13 protein-coding genes are annotated in these 16,409 nt (G+C 39.0%); 6 read left to right on the top strand and 7 right to left on the bottom strand.

The features are described from left to right. Nucleotides 1–18: 18 nt before the first annotated feature. The 6 genes from BGP15_RS05135 to BGP15_RS05110 form a co-directional block, all read right to left on the bottom strand. Nucleotides 19–1,110, bottom strand: a complete 1,092-nt coding sequence (locus BGP15_RS05135) for an SO2930 family diheme c-type cytochrome (RefSeq protein ID WP_286768884.1) — start codon at nt 1,108–1,110, stop codon at nt 19–21. After that, complete coding sequence (locus BGP15_RS05130) at nt 1,101–2,375, bottom strand: parallel beta-helix domain-containing protein (RefSeq protein ID WP_286768883.1); 1,275 nt, start codon at nt 2,373–2,375, stop codon at nt 1,101–1,103. Before BGP15_RS05130 ends, BGP15_RS05135 begins: the two co-directional genes overlap by 10 nt. Before the next feature lie 22 nt (nt 2,376–2,397). Further along, on the bottom strand, nt 2,398–5,151 hold the full coding sequence (locus BGP15_RS05125; RefSeq protein ID WP_286768882.1) for a TonB-dependent receptor: 2,754 nt from the start codon (nt 5,149–5,151) through the stop codon (nt 2,398–2,400). An 80-nt stretch (nt 5,152–5,231) separates the two neighbouring features. Beyond that, on the bottom strand, nt 5,232–5,834 hold the full coding sequence (locus BGP15_RS05120; protein ID WP_286768881.1) for a TetR/AcrR family transcriptional regulator: 603 nt from the start codon (nt 5,832–5,834) through the stop codon (nt 5,232–5,234). A gap of 422 nt (nt 5,835–6,256) precedes the next feature. Continuing rightward, the gene (locus tag BGP15_RS05115) at nt 6,257–6,553 is read right to left on the bottom strand and encodes a hypothetical protein (protein WP_112373707.1); all 297 of its coding nucleotides are present in this window, start codon (nt 6,551–6,553) and stop codon (nt 6,257–6,259) included. After that, on the bottom strand, nt 6,531–6,770 hold the full coding sequence (locus BGP15_RS05110) for a hypothetical protein (RefSeq protein ID WP_201639695.1): 240 nt from the start codon (nt 6,768–6,770) through the stop codon (nt 6,531–6,533). The genes BGP15_RS05115 and BGP15_RS05110 overlap by 23 nt, the downstream gene beginning before the upstream one ends. Before the next feature lie 304 nt (nt 6,771–7,074). On the opposite strand from BGP15_RS05110, the gene BGP15_RS05105 reads away from it, so the two are divergent. After that, nucleotides 7,075–7,599: a hypothetical protein gene (locus BGP15_RS05105; protein ID WP_046671657.1), complete on the top strand. Its 525-nt coding sequence runs from the start codon at nt 7,075–7,077 to the stop codon at nt 7,597–7,599. 121 nt (nt 7,600–7,720) lie between these two features. On the opposite strand, the gene BGP15_RS05100 is transcribed toward BGP15_RS05105, so the two are convergent. Continuing rightward, a complete protein-coding gene (locus BGP15_RS05100) occupies nt 7,721–8,296 on the bottom strand; it encodes a 2,3-bisphosphoglycerate-dependent phosphoglycerate mutase (RefSeq protein ID WP_112373709.1) in 576 nt (191 codons plus the stop codon). Nucleotides 8,297–8,661: 365 nt separating this feature from the next. Here BGP15_RS05100 and BGP15_RS05095 point away from each other — a divergent pair, with 365 nt between their 5' ends. The 5 genes from BGP15_RS05095 (at nt 8,662) to BGP15_RS05075 (ending at nt 16,386) form a co-directional block, all read left to right on the top strand. Then, entirely contained in the window at nt 8,662–9,036 is a 375-nt protein-coding gene (locus BGP15_RS05095) for a BlaI/MecI/CopY family transcriptional regulator (RefSeq protein ID WP_112373710.1), read from the top strand. Continuing rightward, complete coding sequence (locus BGP15_RS05090; RefSeq protein WP_286768880.1) at nt 9,033–10,436, top strand: M56 family metallopeptidase; 1,404 nt, start codon at nt 9,033–9,035, stop codon at nt 10,434–10,436. The genes BGP15_RS05095 and BGP15_RS05090 overlap by 4 nt, the downstream gene beginning before the upstream one ends. 461 nt (nt 10,437–10,897) lie before the next feature. Beyond that, nucleotides 10,898–11,500, top strand: coding sequence for an RNA polymerase sigma factor (locus BGP15_RS05085; RefSeq protein WP_201639698.1), 603 nt, complete (start codon nt 10,898–10,900; stop codon nt 11,498–11,500). 147 nt (nt 11,501–11,647) lie between these two features. Next, a complete protein-coding gene (locus BGP15_RS05080; protein ID WP_286768879.1) occupies nt 11,648–12,793 on the top strand; it encodes a FecR family protein in 1,146 nt (381 codons plus the stop codon). Between the two features lie 260 nt (nt 12,794–13,053). After that, the gene (locus BGP15_RS05075) at nt 13,054–16,386 is read left to right on the top strand and encodes a TonB-dependent receptor (protein WP_286768878.1); all 3,333 of its coding nucleotides are present in this window, start codon (nt 13,054–13,056) and stop codon (nt 16,384–16,386) included. Nucleotides 16,387–16,409 lie beyond the last annotated feature (23 nt).

The raw sequence follows: 16,409 nt of genomic DNA, 5'->3' as shown, positions 1-16,409 counted from the left end.
AATTGAAGATCAATATTATTATTTTTTTGACGGCATATTATCGATCCATTGACGAATCAGATCCACACCTTCTTGATGTATTATACTTCTGGCCAACTCCGGCATAGCTGTACCCGGTTCCACACTATTCATCCGATAAAGCAGAATTGAATGCTTGGCATCTCCTGGAACCACATCAAAATCCAAGCCACCTGCTCCACCTCCAGCTGAAACAGGAGCTTTACCAATACCAAGGTGTGAAGGAATTTTCACATCATAATCCAGGAAAAGCCCTGTATTATAAGCGTCTCCCCCTTTGGTGTGGCAATGCGCACAGTTCACATCTAAATAGGCTCTTGCACGTTGTTCCAAACTGAATTTGTTTTCATCAGTCCATATGGGCAATTGCGGTACACTCTTTAGATTGGGCATATTGACCATCCGACCAAGAGAAACCCATTTGGCGAGTTGATTGATCGAATCGCCTAATCGCACAAAATTGAGGTTTCGGGCTTTTGGACCTATGGGCATCAGCTTGGAGCTATTGTTATGGCAGCGTTTGCAATCGTTGGTATTGGGTACCATGTAGTTTGTCGTATGCTTGTTGCCAGCATGATCGATCAATGTAATCGGTAGTTTAGCACCACGAATGTGTTTCATCGCATCAGTCTGCGCATCATTCCACAGATAATTCATCACTTTCCAGGCATGATCAGCTGGATCCTTCACCAGTAAGCGCGTCTCTATCAATACTTTTTGCTTTTGTTCATTGATGTAGGAGAAATTCTTTATAATAATTGTTGAGTCGGGAAAATCTAACGGACCATGTTCTGTATAGCCCATTTTCCCCCCTTTTGGCAATACAATAAAGCGGTCTTTAACGGCATAATCAGAAAATAGAGGTGTACTCAGATCGTAGCCCAAGATATCGGCTCTTGCGATTAATTGATTTAGTTTTCCAGTAAAAAAGCCGTATTCGGACAGTCGTTCTTTAAATTCAAAAGAAACAACCCCATGGTCTGATGATTTCTTTTGTCCCTGCCGACAGCTCTGTTGCAGCACTAGCAGGATCACGCTCAATATTCCGGTACAGACGAGGGCAAATTTTGTTGGTTTCACGGTTAATTGCATTGAAAAGGTTGTACATTACTTGAGGGTTTCCACTTCGCTGGTTGACCTGCGTGACTAAAATCTGCGGCTACAAACATATTCTCACCCGGCTGATTGATACAGATGGAATCTGGGTTTTGAGTGCGACCATTCGTGATCACATTACTGGTGATACCATCATACAATATGGCTGGAATTCGCTTATTTTTTCGATCCGGCTCAACGCTATTTAACTGGGCTTCGGTAGCAATAATCAATTGACCGATACGATGATCATATGCTGCTTGCGGGAATTTATCCCCCATCTTAATGGTGTTTCTATAAATTTTAACATGTGTGGGTATTGGAGAGTAATTTGCATTGATTCGTTCTCCAGCTTTTTCATCGACTGCAAAGCCTGAAGCGATCGTAATCGCAGAGGTATTGTTTTGTTCGATAACGTTATCGTAAATTTCGATATTTGATGTCGAGAGAATAATGATACCACTTCCCGGTGATGCATTCCCTACCCCCCAGAAAGTTCCGAAGCTCCCACCTTTGGCAAAATTTTTAAAATTATTAGCATAGATTTTATTGTGATACGCCTTTACTCTTCCACCCCGCTGTGAAAGTTCAGGCAGATCAAAAATCAGAAATCCGGCTGTATTTCCATAGAATTCATTATCATAAACTTCAGCATCTGTTGTATTTTCAATTTCACATCCAGCCACATTTTTCGTTGCCTTGCATTTACGCACAATAACACCTTTTGTCTGTCCCACATAAATACCAGCATCTGAAGCCCCTTCGGCATAACAATTCTCGACAAGCACATTCTTACAGAGCACAGGATAAATCCCATATCCACCACTCGTAGAATCGGCCGAGCTCCATATACTATGAAGGTTTGAAATGACAACGTCTTGACTATTGTTTATCTTCAACAGATCTCCTTTTGAATCACGAATGGTCATATTTCCAATCGTTAAACCTTTCACATCGGTAACCCGTATTCCCTCTCCCCCCTGTGTCTGACCGGAAAAATCAATAATTGTCTTATCATAGCCCTCACCTTCAATTTTAATATGATTTACTTGTGCGATACTCAAATTATCGAAGGAGTATTTCCCGGCTTTTAGCACGATGTTGGTGCTATCTTTAATGGAGAGGAAAGCTTCCTCAATTGCCTCTTCCTGTCCAGGAGTAAACGTTAGGACTTTGTAACTGTCTTTCGATTGGTCGGCACAACTGTACATCAAGAGAGCTGTGACCGCAATACCGATCAATTGTTTTAGATATCTTTTCATGGTCTGATTTATTTAATTTTGATTAGAAAATATTATAAGCATAAGTGACATAATATACTGCACCTATACGTGGATTAGCAATACCTGTAGAATAGTATTTGTTTGTAATATTGGTTCCGCCAATGCGAATTCCGGAACGAGCCTTAACAAACTTATAGCTCACTTGTGCATCGATCACCGCCGAGCTTGGCACTTGGCCTGCGGCAAGCCCCCCAGACACGACATAATAGTAGCCCGGTTTATAGCGTAAGGAAGTACTAAACGACCAAACTTGTTTTTTTCCAAAGCCACTATTCGCGAATTCAAAATTAAAGTGATAGTGTGGTGTATTGAAGTTGTTAATTTGACTATTGTTTTTATTTTTTAGGTAGTCAGAATAATAATTGGCCTTGGTTACAAAATTCCGACCTAGATCCAAACTAAGACTCGCGGCGTATCCATAGGTATTTACGGTCTCTCCGCCATTAAAGGCGATATTATACTGCACATAGGTTGCATGATCTTTAAACGCATTGTAATCATTGCTTCCAGGAGTACTAGCAACATTGGCATAGCCAATAAAATTCTTCCAAGTTGAAAAATAGCCTAACACATCGATCATCACCCGCTTACCCAACATAGCTGCATAACCCAGTTCGAAAGCATTAACCGACTGCGGTTTAATATCATCAAATTTAAATTTCTGAAGTACGGTTGGATCGTTCGATTGCTGAAACTTCTGCACGCTTTCCAAGGTATAAGGAGGATAGCGGTCAAACTGATAATTATCGATCAACAGCAGCGATGAACCACCGGAGGAATAGCTATTATAACCATTTAAGGTATTTTGTAAAGCTTGTATATTGGAGGGGAAACTATACGCATTCTGATAAGAAAGGCGTAAATAATTCTGATGAAACAGATCAAACACCAGTGATGCCCGTGAAGTTAATTTTGGTTGAGCAAACAACGTATTCTTATCGTAACGGAATGAGGTAGCAATATTCAAGCGATCGTCCAATACTTTTTTGGCGAGTTGCAGGTATGCACTGTACTCTTTTACATGAATTGGCTTATCCTTATCTGGGAATAATGTATTTTTTGAATTTAGATTGTACAAACGCCAATTGACACCTGCAATCACCTGCATAAATTTCACGAGATCGGAGAAATTATATTGTGCTTCGGCATTGTATAATTTGCTGCGGTCCAAGAACAGCGTTCCGCCCTGCGATATTGGTGTATTGCTGATACTGTCTTTCAGTCTATTGAACAGTGGTGTTCCGAGTTCGGCACGCCCTTGGTCGGCTAGCGTGCGCGCTGCTAAATGAGCGTCTGTGAGTGAAGTACCCGAAGCAAGTGCATTTAAGAGACCAGCAGTATATTCAGGATACCAGCCACCTGTTCCTCCATCGTAACTTGTTTTCCACGATTCATTGATATATTGTGCTGTCGGCCCTGCAACCAGTGTTCTCCCTGAATTTTCCTGGGTTGTGTACGTTCTGAAAAACCATTTATCCCCACGAAGTTCCAGCCGATATTGCCCAACTTTAAATCCTTTCAGCTGATAACGCGTATCGTTGGTATACACAATATTACCTGTACCAAAAGTGGCTGAAGCTACGGCTTCAATATTTGTGGAAACCTTGTAACGGAATTCACCATTGATTTTAAAGAGCTTGGCTCTATTATCGAGATAGCCATATTCAGGATATCCAGTCCGGGCAACATAATTCGGATTTTTCAGTAAGGGTCCGATTAAGGGGGCCAATTCCGGATTTCCCTGCAGTGCACCTTCCAAAAAGGGATTGATATCGGTCGAAGTCGCTCCACCATACAGGTTAACTCCATTATAGTTTGGATCTGTCAGCGCTGTCCCCGGGCCATTTTTGTTGGTTTCATCGTTGGCTACCCAATCTTTTGCCTGTGTATACTGGCCATTGAGCTTGAAAGCAATTTTATTCCCCATTTGTTTTGCGTAGCGGATAGCCCAATCATAGTAAGGTGACGTAGGCACCGGATCATTGTTTTTTTTAGGATTAATATGGTTTACACCTTGAGTTACCAGTACACTTAATCCTTGATATTTAAACGGATTTTTGCCTGTGGCCACCATCGTACCATTCAATCCTCTTGAACCATACAGGGCCGAAGATGCTCCAGACAGCACCTCTATATTATCGACATCAAGCTGGGTTAGCCCGATGACTGACCCGAGCGGAAAATTCAGACCGGGCGCCTGATTATCCATCCCGTCTACGATCTGCGTAAAGTTGGTATTCCCACTGGTATTAAATCCCCGCGTTGTAACACTGGTAAAACCAATACTGGATACGGTAATATCGACTCCCCTCAAACCTTGAAGCATATCCATGTAATTTAATTGTGCAGCATTACGAATGTCTTTGCTGCTCATTTGCTCAATTGTTACTGGAGCGGATAGTTTACTCTGTACGGTTCTACTTGCAGAAACAACAACCTCCTGCCCCAAAATGGGGGACAAATTCAACGAAATACGCAAAGGCGATGACAGGTTATTCACCAAAACTTCTTTCGATTCATATCCAATAGCGGAAATATAGAGCGTAATGGGTAGTGGTTTGTTTGTTTTCAGCTGAAAACGCCCTCGATCATCTGTAAAAGTACCTTCCTTTCCGTCTTTTACGTGGATCGAAACGGCATAGGCCGGCTCGGATGTCGAGCTATTACTGACCTGCCCATTGATGATCTGTTGTGCAGACAAGCTAAATGGCACACAGATACAGAGAATCTGGATTAATAAGGCAATTTTTTTCATGTTTATATTGGTTAGCGTATTATTATCGCTTCAATGCTTCACCTTACCCACCATGATTCTCCTAAATGGACAATCGAGAATTAGATTCTAAGTCCCCTAAAAATTAGGCCGACTAAAAATTTGGTATCCCGAAGACTTTGTGCATAGTCAATTTCGACCTGCCGCTTCAGTATTGCCTGTTGTTCTGTACTATGTTTTAATGCATTAGCAAAATTTATAAGTACAGAAGCTACATTTTCAGGATCTGTTAGATCCAATTTTTCATGTGCAATGGCTTGCGTAAGAAGCTTCGTAAGAAAAGCTTTCTCTTGCACCATCATGGCATCATATAATTCAAAAAAACGAGGTAAAATCTTATCAAGTGATTCGACAGACACCCTGTTCATATTGAGCACATTGGTATAATAGTTCAATCTCGATTCTAAATAAAAAGAAATCTGATTCTCCACGCCCTTCTTTTTCAATGTACTTTTTTGTAATGTATCGATAAAAGATTGTCCCTCTCGTATGGCTACTTCAATAAAAATATCCTCTTTGTTCTTGTAATAGTAATAAAGAGACGTTTTGTTCAATCCCACAGTTTTAGCAATGTCTTCCAAGGTTGTTTTTTCCAATCCATAACGCTCGAAACATTCCATGGCCGCCTGTCCAATTCTTTCTTTGACCTGTTCCTTTTTGTTCATCTAAAATAAAGTTAGTAATATATTTTTCAATTTTCAAACATTTAAATAAAATGTTTGAAAATTGAAAAATATATTATGATGCAAAACCAACACTGTTAAAAGTCAGCCACATACAGACTTAACATGTTACTCCAAACATAGATAAATTGATTTTTAAATAAAAGAAGTATGCGATCTTATTCAGATAATTCGCTATAAAACTGTCTTTACTGTCAATTTTTAAAGGTTCAGTTTTCTTTTCATCAACATATCTCTCGTTTTTAGGTTTCGAGAGCATAAGATGGTAATTAAATTAACCCAACTGTTAATTTAGCTAATGTACGCTGTAAGAGTCCGATTAGACTGAGAAATTATCCTACTATATTCAACTAACCGACTCTTTCCAATGTATATTGGAAGACTTCTGCTATAAATACAAAATATTACCACACATCACGATTTGATGCCTTAAGGCTTTCCCGAGCGTAATTCGCTACTTCATCATTTTCGTCTCCGGTTTTTAAACGTACCTGCAGATTTTCTAGCCAGTCGGCTAATGCATCTAAAGCCGTTTCACCGTTTCCGAAAATGCCTTGATGCGGATCGGGCCCCAGTAAACACCAATACGATGTTTCTTCTTTAAAAACAACAGGACGTAGCTCACGAATTTCAAAAGGTAATTCTTCTGAATCAAAATCCAGTGGTACAATTTTATCTTCAGGTATTTTCATCTGTTCCATAACCCATTTCTATTTTTTTTAAATCTTCCTCTGGCCAGGTAAGCAGCTCCTTCAACAAATATATTTTTGGTCCTCCATCTGCTGTATCATCAGCAAACTGTTGTAGAAATTCCTGTAGATTACCTTCAACTTTAATTAATTTTCCATCCTGAAGAACATCATATCCCGCTGCAATCCATTCTTCAATCTTTTCGGTATTGATTTGTAGTTTCTCCATTTTCCGTATTTTGTAGCATCTTACATGCTGTCTTATAACATCTAATAATAGTTCATCGATAAAAAATAGTCCAGCGCACTAACTATACCTTGAAAAAAAACAGACTTTCTGTGATTAGAACACACGCTAGCAAAAACGGTTGGCTTTATTTTTAGATTATGCACAAAAAAAGACATTAAAAAAGAAGCAGTTACAGATCATTTATTGTTTATCAAAATATTAAAAAAATCTTTGGCAAACTATTTGTTTGAACAGCGAAAGTTTTCTAATCGAAAACGCACAACTAATATTTTTTTAAATTATCATGAAAAAAGTAATTCTACCTTTTCTAACACTTTTTACGCTACTATTTGCTGCTCATCAGCAAGCAAACGCACAAACTCCCTATCGGACAGCCATTGGTCTTGGAATAGACGTCGGCGATGGTCAAACGCTATTCGGTCCACAGATAAAACACAATTTTGGTGGAAATGACGCCGGAAATGCACAAGTATTATTTGGAGACAATATTACTGTTATCGGTGTGGATTATTCATACAATAAACGTATTCCTGGATCTCGAGGTCTTTCATGGTACATTGGTGTTGGTCCACAAGTTTCATTTATTGATTATGGTAAATGGCACGACGACTGGTATGACGACTACCACTGGAAAGATGGGAAAACACATACTGACTTTGCGATCCGTCCAGCCTTGGGTCTAGAGTTCAAAATACCTTCGGCACCATTAGCCATGCATTTCGACTGGAAACCTTGGTGGAATCTTTCTCATGGTTCTAATTTCGAACCATCGCGTTTTTCTTTAGGATTTAAATTCGTTTTGAAATAGTATAACGCGGATACAAATAACAAAAATCCTGCTCATCGTTCGTATGGCAGGATTTTTTGTTTCACAACTGCAATTTCACCATTTCATGAATGATTAGATTAGCCTAGAAATCAGTATAATACTATCCCTCAACCTGATATTCGATCGGTTGTCCGGTAGCAATCTCCCGTTCCAATATTTGTTCCGGAGAAAGATGTTCCAAAAACATAATCAGTGCCCTAAGGCTATTGCCATGCGCAACAACAAGTACATTTTTGCCTTCTTTCAGTTTAGGTGCTATAAAATGTTCATAATATGGAATAACACGTTCGTATGTATCTTTAAGACTTTCCCCTCCTGGTGGCGGAACATCAAAAGACCTACGCCAGATATGCACTTGTTCGGCACCATATTTTTTGGCCGTTTCAGCCTTATTCAAGCCCTCAAGTTGTCCGTAACCACGTTCATTCAAAGCAGCATTTATAACAATGGGGACGGAAGGATTGCCCATTTCATGTAAAATAATCTTTAATGTATGCTGTGCTCTCATAAGCGCTGAAGTATAAGCTATATCAATTCGTTCATTTGCCAAAGCCTTTCCCGCCTGCCGAGCTTCCTGTTGTCCCAATTCGGTAATATCAATATCTTGCCAACCCGTAAAGCGATTTTCCAAATTCCATTGCGATTGTCCATGCCGTACTAAAAAAAGTTTTGCCATTATTTATCCTAAGTTTTTTTAAAACTGTCGCCCACCACAGGGCCAACGCCATATATAATAACGATACATTCCATTTTGTTTTATTTATACTTTGAATGCTTTTCTAACCGTCTAAACTAAGTATCAAACTACTGCTATAGGCTACCACAGATTCCTTAGCTGAAAAAATACAAGCACATATTCGCCCTCATATTTGTATATACTTACCGTTTGTATATGCGAATTGACAACTAATTGTACGGCAAAATCATCCTCACCCTTAAAACAAATAATTTAAACAGCTATAAATCAACAAAATAAATTAATATAAATTATTTAACACTTTTTAATTCTACACAATGTAGAATATATTCTATATTTGTAGTATGAATAAATTATCAGCTACGGAAGAACAATTGATGGGCTACATTTGGGACATGAAAAAAGCTTTTATGAAAGATCTTATGGAAGCGTATTCTGAACCTAAACCGGCGCCAACAACTGTTGCTACATTATTGAAGAGAATGACTGAAAAGGGGGCGATATCTTATGTGCTTTATGGAAATTCGAGGGAGTATTATCCACTAATCGATAAAGACAACTATTACTTAGCACATGTAAATGATATTGTAGAAACCTACTTCGACAATTCAGCATTAAAATTTGCTTCTTTTTTCACTAAACAATCTCAGCTGAGCAAAGAGCAATTGGAGGAACTGAAAAATATAATTGATTCCGAAATTAAAAATAAAGAGACATGATGCTATATATTGGAAAACTGATAGCCTGTTCGGGTTTACTGTATCTCATTTATTGGTCAGTACTACGCAATCAGAAGTCGTTGCTATTCAACCGCTGTTATTTACTTGGGATTATCCCTTTATCTATCATCATTCCAATGATCCAAATCGCTGTCCCATATGATGTTTTCAGCTTATTGAATGACAGAGACAGCGATACAATCCCGGTCGGACCGATTATTACACAGCCCGCAACGGATTCAGCACTCTTCAATAATGATTATGTCGATTGGTACAACCTCGCTCTGCTAGTTTATGTAATTGTCGCCATTGCATTACTCTTGAAACAGATTTGGTTGTACCGCAAATTCCTGTATTATATCCGAAGTGCCACACCGACTCATGAACAGTCTATTTATTGCATACGTGGTTTAAAAACACCTTTTTCTTTTTTTCAAAAAATTTATGTTCCCAAAGAGGCCTATCAACAGGGCGATATTGATCAGTCAATTCTAACGCACGAACGGGCCCATGCCAATCAACGCCATTCAATGGATGTACTTTTTATACAGCTCTTGGCTATATTTTTTTGGTTCAATCCCTTTATTTATCTCATTCAAAAATCGATCCGACAAACACATGAATACCTTGCAGATGATGCAGTAGTCAAGATTCATGAAAAGTTAAGATACCAACATTTAATTATCGAGTGGAGCATGTCCACCCCTGATATAAACACATTACCGGCCAGTAATTTTAATTTCTTAACAACAAAAAAACGATTAATTATGTTACAAAAAAGAACAACCCGAAGTAAACTCTTGTTAATGCCTGGGCTTACTTTATTACTGACAGTAGCGATATCCACGTTGTTTTCAACACATGTGGAGGCACAGAAAACAACGCCGACTACGCCAAAAAAAGCCGCGACAGCCAACACTGCAATAACACCGCCTGCATCACGGCAATCGGAGGCTCCTAAAACTAGTGGAAGAATTCCTAAATCACCAACAAAAGAGATGGCTCCACCAATAAAATCCCAGCAGAGGTCTTCTTCTCAACAGGAAGGTAATGTACGTTTCCCGGAACCTCGGAAAAAACCTGCCCCACCTCAAAATTCCCCAAAAATAATCGATGAGGTACATGTGGAGCGAATCAAATTTGCGGAGCCTCGAAAAGAGTCTACACCATCAAAAAGAGTTTCACCGATAGCCGAAGAAGTGCAAGTAGCCCCTAAAATTGAGGAAGTATGGGTCGAAGATATTCAACCGCGTCAACCAAAGCGGATCAATCTTTCTGCCAATGCCAATGTCAGTTCAAATCAAGATCAAAAAGACATTCAAGTTAAGGAGGAAAAGCCTATACGGATTTCCCTAAAAGTGAAACCCGAAGTGGAAGTAAATACAGTGAATAAAAAATAGCGAACGGAATTTTTCGAAATGCAATAAGAGGAATACAATTCCTCTTATTGTGATATATCCACTTCTCTCGACTACACACCTATAAACCAACATGTTGTTTAGATTATTCAGAATCTAATCCAGCAACTCTTCTTATGGATAGTGATACCCATCTAAAATCAAGTTAAAAACAAAAATCACCATTTTCCAAAATGTATATGGATTGGATCGTAGTAAAAAAAACGACAAATTCCACCATGATTTATTTTTAAAGCAATCGTTTGCGTAAAAAAATTGTATAAAAACCAAATAACAAATCGGTAACATTGTAGAAGAGTACCAATAGTATACCAACAGTATACTTGAAGTATACTTGTAGTATTCATCTGCTATCATTAAGATAAGACTACTGCTATACGGTACGATATCCAATTATTAAATTCCGATCAGGAGGAATTTGGTTATAAATACAAGTTTAAATTATGGAGGCATGTAAAAATGATGAGTTGGCGTTACTGCACGCTCTTAAGTCAAGCAATCATAAGGCATTTGAGGTGCTCTACTACCGCTATAGCCCTAGACTTTACCGTCATATACTGAACTTAGTCAAAGTACCTACCTGTGCAGAAGAAATTCTTCAGGATGTATTTCAGAAATTATGGGAGAGGCGCGGTGGCATAGACCCTGAAAAGTCCTTTCAGTCTTATCTGTTCACTATTGCTAAACACCTCGTGTATGATTTCTTTCACAAGGAGATCAAAAATCGAAATCTAAAAGAATTGATTATTTCCATTTCAACTTCAGACTATTCCCACATTGAAGAGGAATATGCATACAAAGAATCTAAAAAAATTGTCAATCAAGCTATTGAAAACTTATCTCCAAAACGCAAACTCATTTATACCTTATGCAAAATTGAAGGGAAAAGCTATGAGGAGGTCAGTAGCTCCTTAGGTATCTCCACTTCTACGATCAGTGATCATATCGTGAAGGCTACAAAACAGATTCAGAGTTTCTGTTTGAGCAAGGAAATTACACCGTCCCTGTTAATTGCTCTTATCAGTGCCGTGTTAAATCAAAAATAAAACTCTCCCTGTTTTTATAGACAAACAGATCACCTCCATCAGTATTCAAACAGCCCATTTTAAAGCCTTTTAATTTTTTTACTTTTTTTTTAAATCAGAGCAGAGGACAGGCTCCTATTTTCCGTATTATCTATAAATAGCCAATCAGTGAAAGATTCAAAACATATAAAATTATTATTTGAAAGATATCTCAATAACCGCGCTTCAAGAGAAGAGACGGCGGAGCTATTTCAATATTTTCAGGATACGAATAACAAGCAGGCGCTTGAACAGATGATCGAGAACCAACTTGAATCTCAAGATAAGGAAGAACTTATAGACAAGATGATTTTAGACCGTGTTTTTAGTAAAATTGATCTTGACTCCCAACCACAAAAAATCAAAAGCCCTACATGGTATAAGATTACAGGTGCTGCAGCTGCTATAATACTGGTTATCTCTATCTCTTATTTATTACTTAACCGCAGCACATACAATGATCATACAGCTACTATCATCGAACCTGGTCGCGATAAAGCAACACTTGTGCTTTCTTCCGGTAAAACGATCGTACTGGAGGATGTTGCTAATGGAAAATTAACTGAAGAGCTCGGCACAACAATTGAAAAAACAGAAAATGGCGGAATTAATTATACGGTTGAGGGAAATACCGATGTACGCGTCGCCACGAATCTTTTGAATGTACCAAAGGGCGGACAATTTCAGATAACCCTTTCTGATGGCACAAAAGTTTGGTTAAACTCAAATTCCAGCCTCAAATATCCAAGCGCATTTTCAGCCTCTGAACGCCGGGTAGAACTGACGGGTGAAGCCTACTTTGAAGTCTCAAAAAATAAACAAAAACCATTTATTGTCGAAACTTCACTTCAAAAGGTCGAAGTTTTAGGGACTAAATTCAATATCAATGCCTACGATGACGAATCTTCCACACAGACATCCCTTGCAGAAGGATCCGTAAGAGTGAGTTGCAAAAACAATACAACCTTACTAAAACCAGGCCAACAATCTACTTTAACAGATCAAAATATCGCAGTAAGATCAGTAAACCTGGATCAAGTATTAGATTGGAAAAATGGTGATTTCAATTTTTCGAATAACAACTTAAAGGAAATCATGCGTAAAATTTCGCGCTGGTATAACATTGAAGTAATTTTTGAAGGTCCCATTTCACAGGAAACCTACTTCGCTCAAATTTCTAGAAAAAAACGATTAAACGATGTACTAAGAGCACTTCAGCTTTCCGGTTCCATCAAGTATAGTATACGAAACAATAAACTGTACATATCGCAATAAACTATAACACACATTAATAACCACAGATTATGAAAGAAACCAGCCCAGCCTAAACATTTCTTCCAAAAAAAATAGCCGAAAATGCCTGCCAGCACTCTCGACTAATTTTTTACTTGGAAAACAAGAATTCATTTCAACATCAAACCAGTTAACCAATTTATAAATATATGCATTATTATTTATGTAGTAAGTATTGTATTGTCTTTTTTATTAAAGCTATGCGATACATCGGATCATTATGCAACACATCTACAAAAGTTGTGATCCTCTTAACAGCATTTATCTTTTTCACACATGTGTCCTCTGCTCAAAATGTTACCCTTAAACACAAGCAGATTACATTGTCCGAAGCATTTCAAGAGATCAGAAAACAGACAAACGTCGATTTTATCATTAAGACCAGCCAACTCGACAAAGTAAGGCCTATTCAAAATATAGATATCCAGAATAAGCCACTGAAACAGGCCCTTGAAAAGTTATTGGAACATCAGCCTTTGGTCTTTACAATTGACAATGGCATTATTGTGATTTCGGACCGAGAAAAAAAAACGCCCCTCGCCCCCGTCGTTCAAAAAAACGGAAATGTTGAGATCGTGGGCACGGTGAAAAATGACGGAAACAATCTTTATGGTGTTAGTGTCAAAGTTAAAGATAGCCCGTCAATCGGGACAACAACAGATGGCAACGGAAGATACATTCTTGTGGTTCCCACAAATTCAACACTAATATTCTCCTATGTCGGTTATGCCAATCAGGAAATTGCCATTGCCGACAAACGTCGTATTGATGTGCAGCTAACTCCCGATCAGAGCTTAAGTGAAGTTGTTGTTGTCGGTTACGGAACACAGAAAAAAACCAGTGTTGTGGGCGCATTGGAATCTGTAAAACCGGAAACCTTACGCATCCCCACTGCCAACCTTTCCAATGCATTGGGCGGAAGACTTTCGGGTGTAATCGCGGTACAACGTTCGGGCGAACCTGGTGCAGATGGGGCTAGCTTTTTCATTCGCGGTGTATCGACATTTAGCGGAGCTACCAATCCCCTGATCTTATTGGATGGTGTAGCAATCTCTAAAGGTGACTTGGACGCATTGGCACCAGAAGTTATCGAAAGCTTCTCCGTCCTTAAAGATGCTACTGCCACCGCTGTATTTGGTACTAGGGGAGCAAACGGCGTGCTAATTATCACCACCAAAACAGGTAAAGACCTCAATAAACCTCGTATTTCAGCGCGTGCACAATCACAAATCTCAAGACCTACTTCCATCCCAAAATTTGTTGATGGTGTAAGTTATATGGAGATGTTCAATGAGGCAGTTACAGGTCGCGGTACAGGTGAAATTTTATATTCCCAAGATAAAATAAACGGCACAAGATTAGGCTTGGATCCCTATGTATATCCTAACGTTGACTGGTATAATGAAATGTTTAAGTCCCATACCATCAACAACGAGCTCAATCTAAATGTGCAAGGTGGTGGCAGCAAAATAGGTTATTTTCTCAGTGCAACCGGCAACATTAGCAACGGTTTATTGCGCAAATTTGACCTCAACTCTTTTGACAATAATGTCTCTGTCAAACGTTATAGCTTTCAGAACAATATCAATGTCAACCTTACTTCAACTACCAAAATAGCGTTAAAGCTCAATGCACAACTTCGTGATTACTATGGGGCTGGTGTGGATGCTCCAAGCGTGTTTGGCGACATTATGAATGCTAATCCCGTGGACTTCCCTATTATGTTTCCATTTACCGGTATTGACAGAAGAGACGTTCAATACGGAGGAAAAGCTGGTGGTACAGTCAACAATGGATTTGTCAATCCCTTTGCCCGCATGGTCAATGGCTATCAAAATGGTTTCCAGAGTACCCTATTGACTACCATTGACGGTGCTCAAAAACTTGATTTCATTACAAAAGGGCTAGAATTTAAAGCCTTGGTTTCCTTTAAAAACTGGAGCAACACGACAACAAAAAGAACCAGTGGTTACAATCAATACATGATTAACAGTTATGCTCCCGATCCTGCAGGTGGATATAACTATGATCTAGTCATGGTGGGGCAGCCACAAAATCTTTCCCTGGGAACCGAAACGGGTACTAGCGGTGATCGCGAAATCTATTTTCAGCCTTCCATCGAATACAACAGAACATTCGGCAATCACACCGTATCGGGATTATTTCTTTACAATACTACCGATTTTAATGTCAATAATCCAGCTGATCTAATCAGCTCGCTACCACGTAGACGCCAGGGTATTACTGGACGTGCAACTTATGGCTTCGCCAATAAATATCTTGCGGAAGTCAACTTTGGCTACAATGGTTCCGAAAACTTTGCCACTGGGAGTCGCTTTGGTTTCTTCCCTTCCGTTGGTTTGGGCTATGTACTCAGTAATGAAAAGTTTTTTACCGATTTATTTCCTGCTGTCAGTAATTTAAAAATTAGAGGTAGCTGGGGTAAAGTTGGTAATGATCAGATTGGCGGCGGACGTTTCCCTTATCTTTCAGACCTCAAATTGGATGGAGCATCGTTTACAACCGGTATCGATCAGAATACAACTTATACAGGCCCTACATACCTACAATTTGCAAACCCATTGATTTCATGGGAAGTTGCAGAGAAGAAAAATATTGGTGTGGACCTGGGTATTCTTAACAATAAGTTTAATATTGTGTTCGACCTATACCAGGAAGATAGAACCAATATCTTCGTTGACCGTTCGGCAACAATCCCTAACGTATTTGGTACTGCAGGAACGAAAGTGTATGGCAATGTTGGTGAGGTAAGAAATAGGGGATTTGATTTCTCCCTAGAATGGAATAAAAGCGAAAAAGATTGGGGAATATCGATGCGTGGAACCTTTACTTATGCACATAATACCGTTCTGAAAAATAATGAACCGGCCTTTACCAAATACCGCAACCTATCTCAAATCGGGTATTCCATTGGCACAAACCTAGGCTATCTTGCCGAACGGTTATTTATTGATCAGGCCGAAATAGACAACAGTCCATTACAACAGTTAGGCGGTTTTGTAGCTCCTGGAGACATCAAATATAAAGATCTAACCAATGATATCGATGGTCTAAATCTGATCAATAGCGATGATAGAGTTCGCATGGGTTATCCAACAACACCTGAAATCGTCTATGGTTTGAGCACTTCTATCAATTACAAAAAGTTTGATTTTTCCTTTTTATTACAGGGAGTTGATAGAACTTCTTTTATGATCAGTGGTTTTCATCCATTTGGAAATCAAGGTGTGCGCAATGTATTGCAGTTTATTGCCGAGGACCGCTGGAGTCCTGAAAACCCTAACATATTTGCTGCTTACCCACGGCTGAGCAAATTGGACAATCTCAACAATACCGAAGCTTCTTCTTATTGGCTGAGAAATGGGGCATTCCTAAAACTCAGAAGTGCTGAGATTGGATATTCACACAAATTTGCACGCATTTTTCTAAGTGGTTATAATCTATTGACCTTCTCCAAGTTCAAACTTTGGGATCCTGAACAAGGTGGAGGCAATGGTTTGGGATATCCGACACAGCAAGTATTCAATCTCGGAGTCCAACTTCGTTTCAATTAGAACAACTTCGAGATTAAAACTAT

Origin of the sequence: Sphingobacterium sp. 40-24 (assembly GCF_001899705.1) — a bacterium.
GTDB classification, from domain to species: domain Bacteria; phylum Bacteroidota; class Bacteroidia; order Sphingobacteriales; family Sphingobacteriaceae; genus Sphingobacterium; species Sphingobacterium multivorum.
The sequence above is the reverse complement of the archived record's forward strand: the minus strand, read 5'-3'. Positions and strand labels throughout refer to the sequence as shown.

Bases quoted from the DNA above. Each gene is read 5' to 3' on its own strand.
- BGP15_RS05135 (WP_286768884.1), bottom strand. From the start codon at position 1,110: ATGCAATTAACCGTGAAACCAACAAAATTTGCCCTCGTCTGTACCGGA.
- BGP15_RS05130 (WP_286768883.1), bottom strand. From the start codon at position 2,375: ATGAAAAGATATCTAAAACAATTGATCGGTATTGCGGTCACAGCTCTC.
- BGP15_RS05125 (WP_286768882.1), bottom strand. From the start codon at position 5,151: ATGAAAAAAATTGCCTTATTAATCCAGATTCTCTGTATCTGTGTGCCA.
- BGP15_RS05120 (WP_286768881.1), bottom strand. From the start codon at position 5,834: ATGAACAAAAAGGAACAGGTCAAAGAAAGAATTGGACAGGCGGCCATG.
- BGP15_RS05115 (WP_112373707.1), bottom strand. From the start codon at position 6,553: ATGGAACAGATGAAAATACCTGAAGATAAAATTGTACCACTGGATTTT.
- BGP15_RS05110 (WP_201639695.1), bottom strand. From the start codon at position 6,770: ATGGAGAAACTACAAATCAATACCGAAAAGATTGAAGAATGGATTGCA.
- BGP15_RS05105 (WP_046671657.1), top strand. From the start codon at position 7,075: ATGAAAAAAGTAATTCTACCTTTTCTAACACTTTTTACGCTACTATTT.
- BGP15_RS05100 (WP_112373709.1), bottom strand. From the start codon at position 8,296: ATGGCAAAACTTTTTTTAGTACGGCATGGACAATCGCAATGGAATTTG.
- BGP15_RS05095 (WP_112373710.1), top strand. From the start codon at position 8,662: ATGAATAAATTATCAGCTACGGAAGAACAATTGATGGGCTACATTTGG.
- BGP15_RS05090 (WP_286768880.1), top strand. From the start codon at position 9,033: ATGATGCTATATATTGGAAAACTGATAGCCTGTTCGGGTTTACTGTAT.
- BGP15_RS05085 (WP_201639698.1), top strand. From the start codon at position 10,898: ATGGAGGCATGTAAAAATGATGAGTTGGCGTTACTGCACGCTCTTAAG.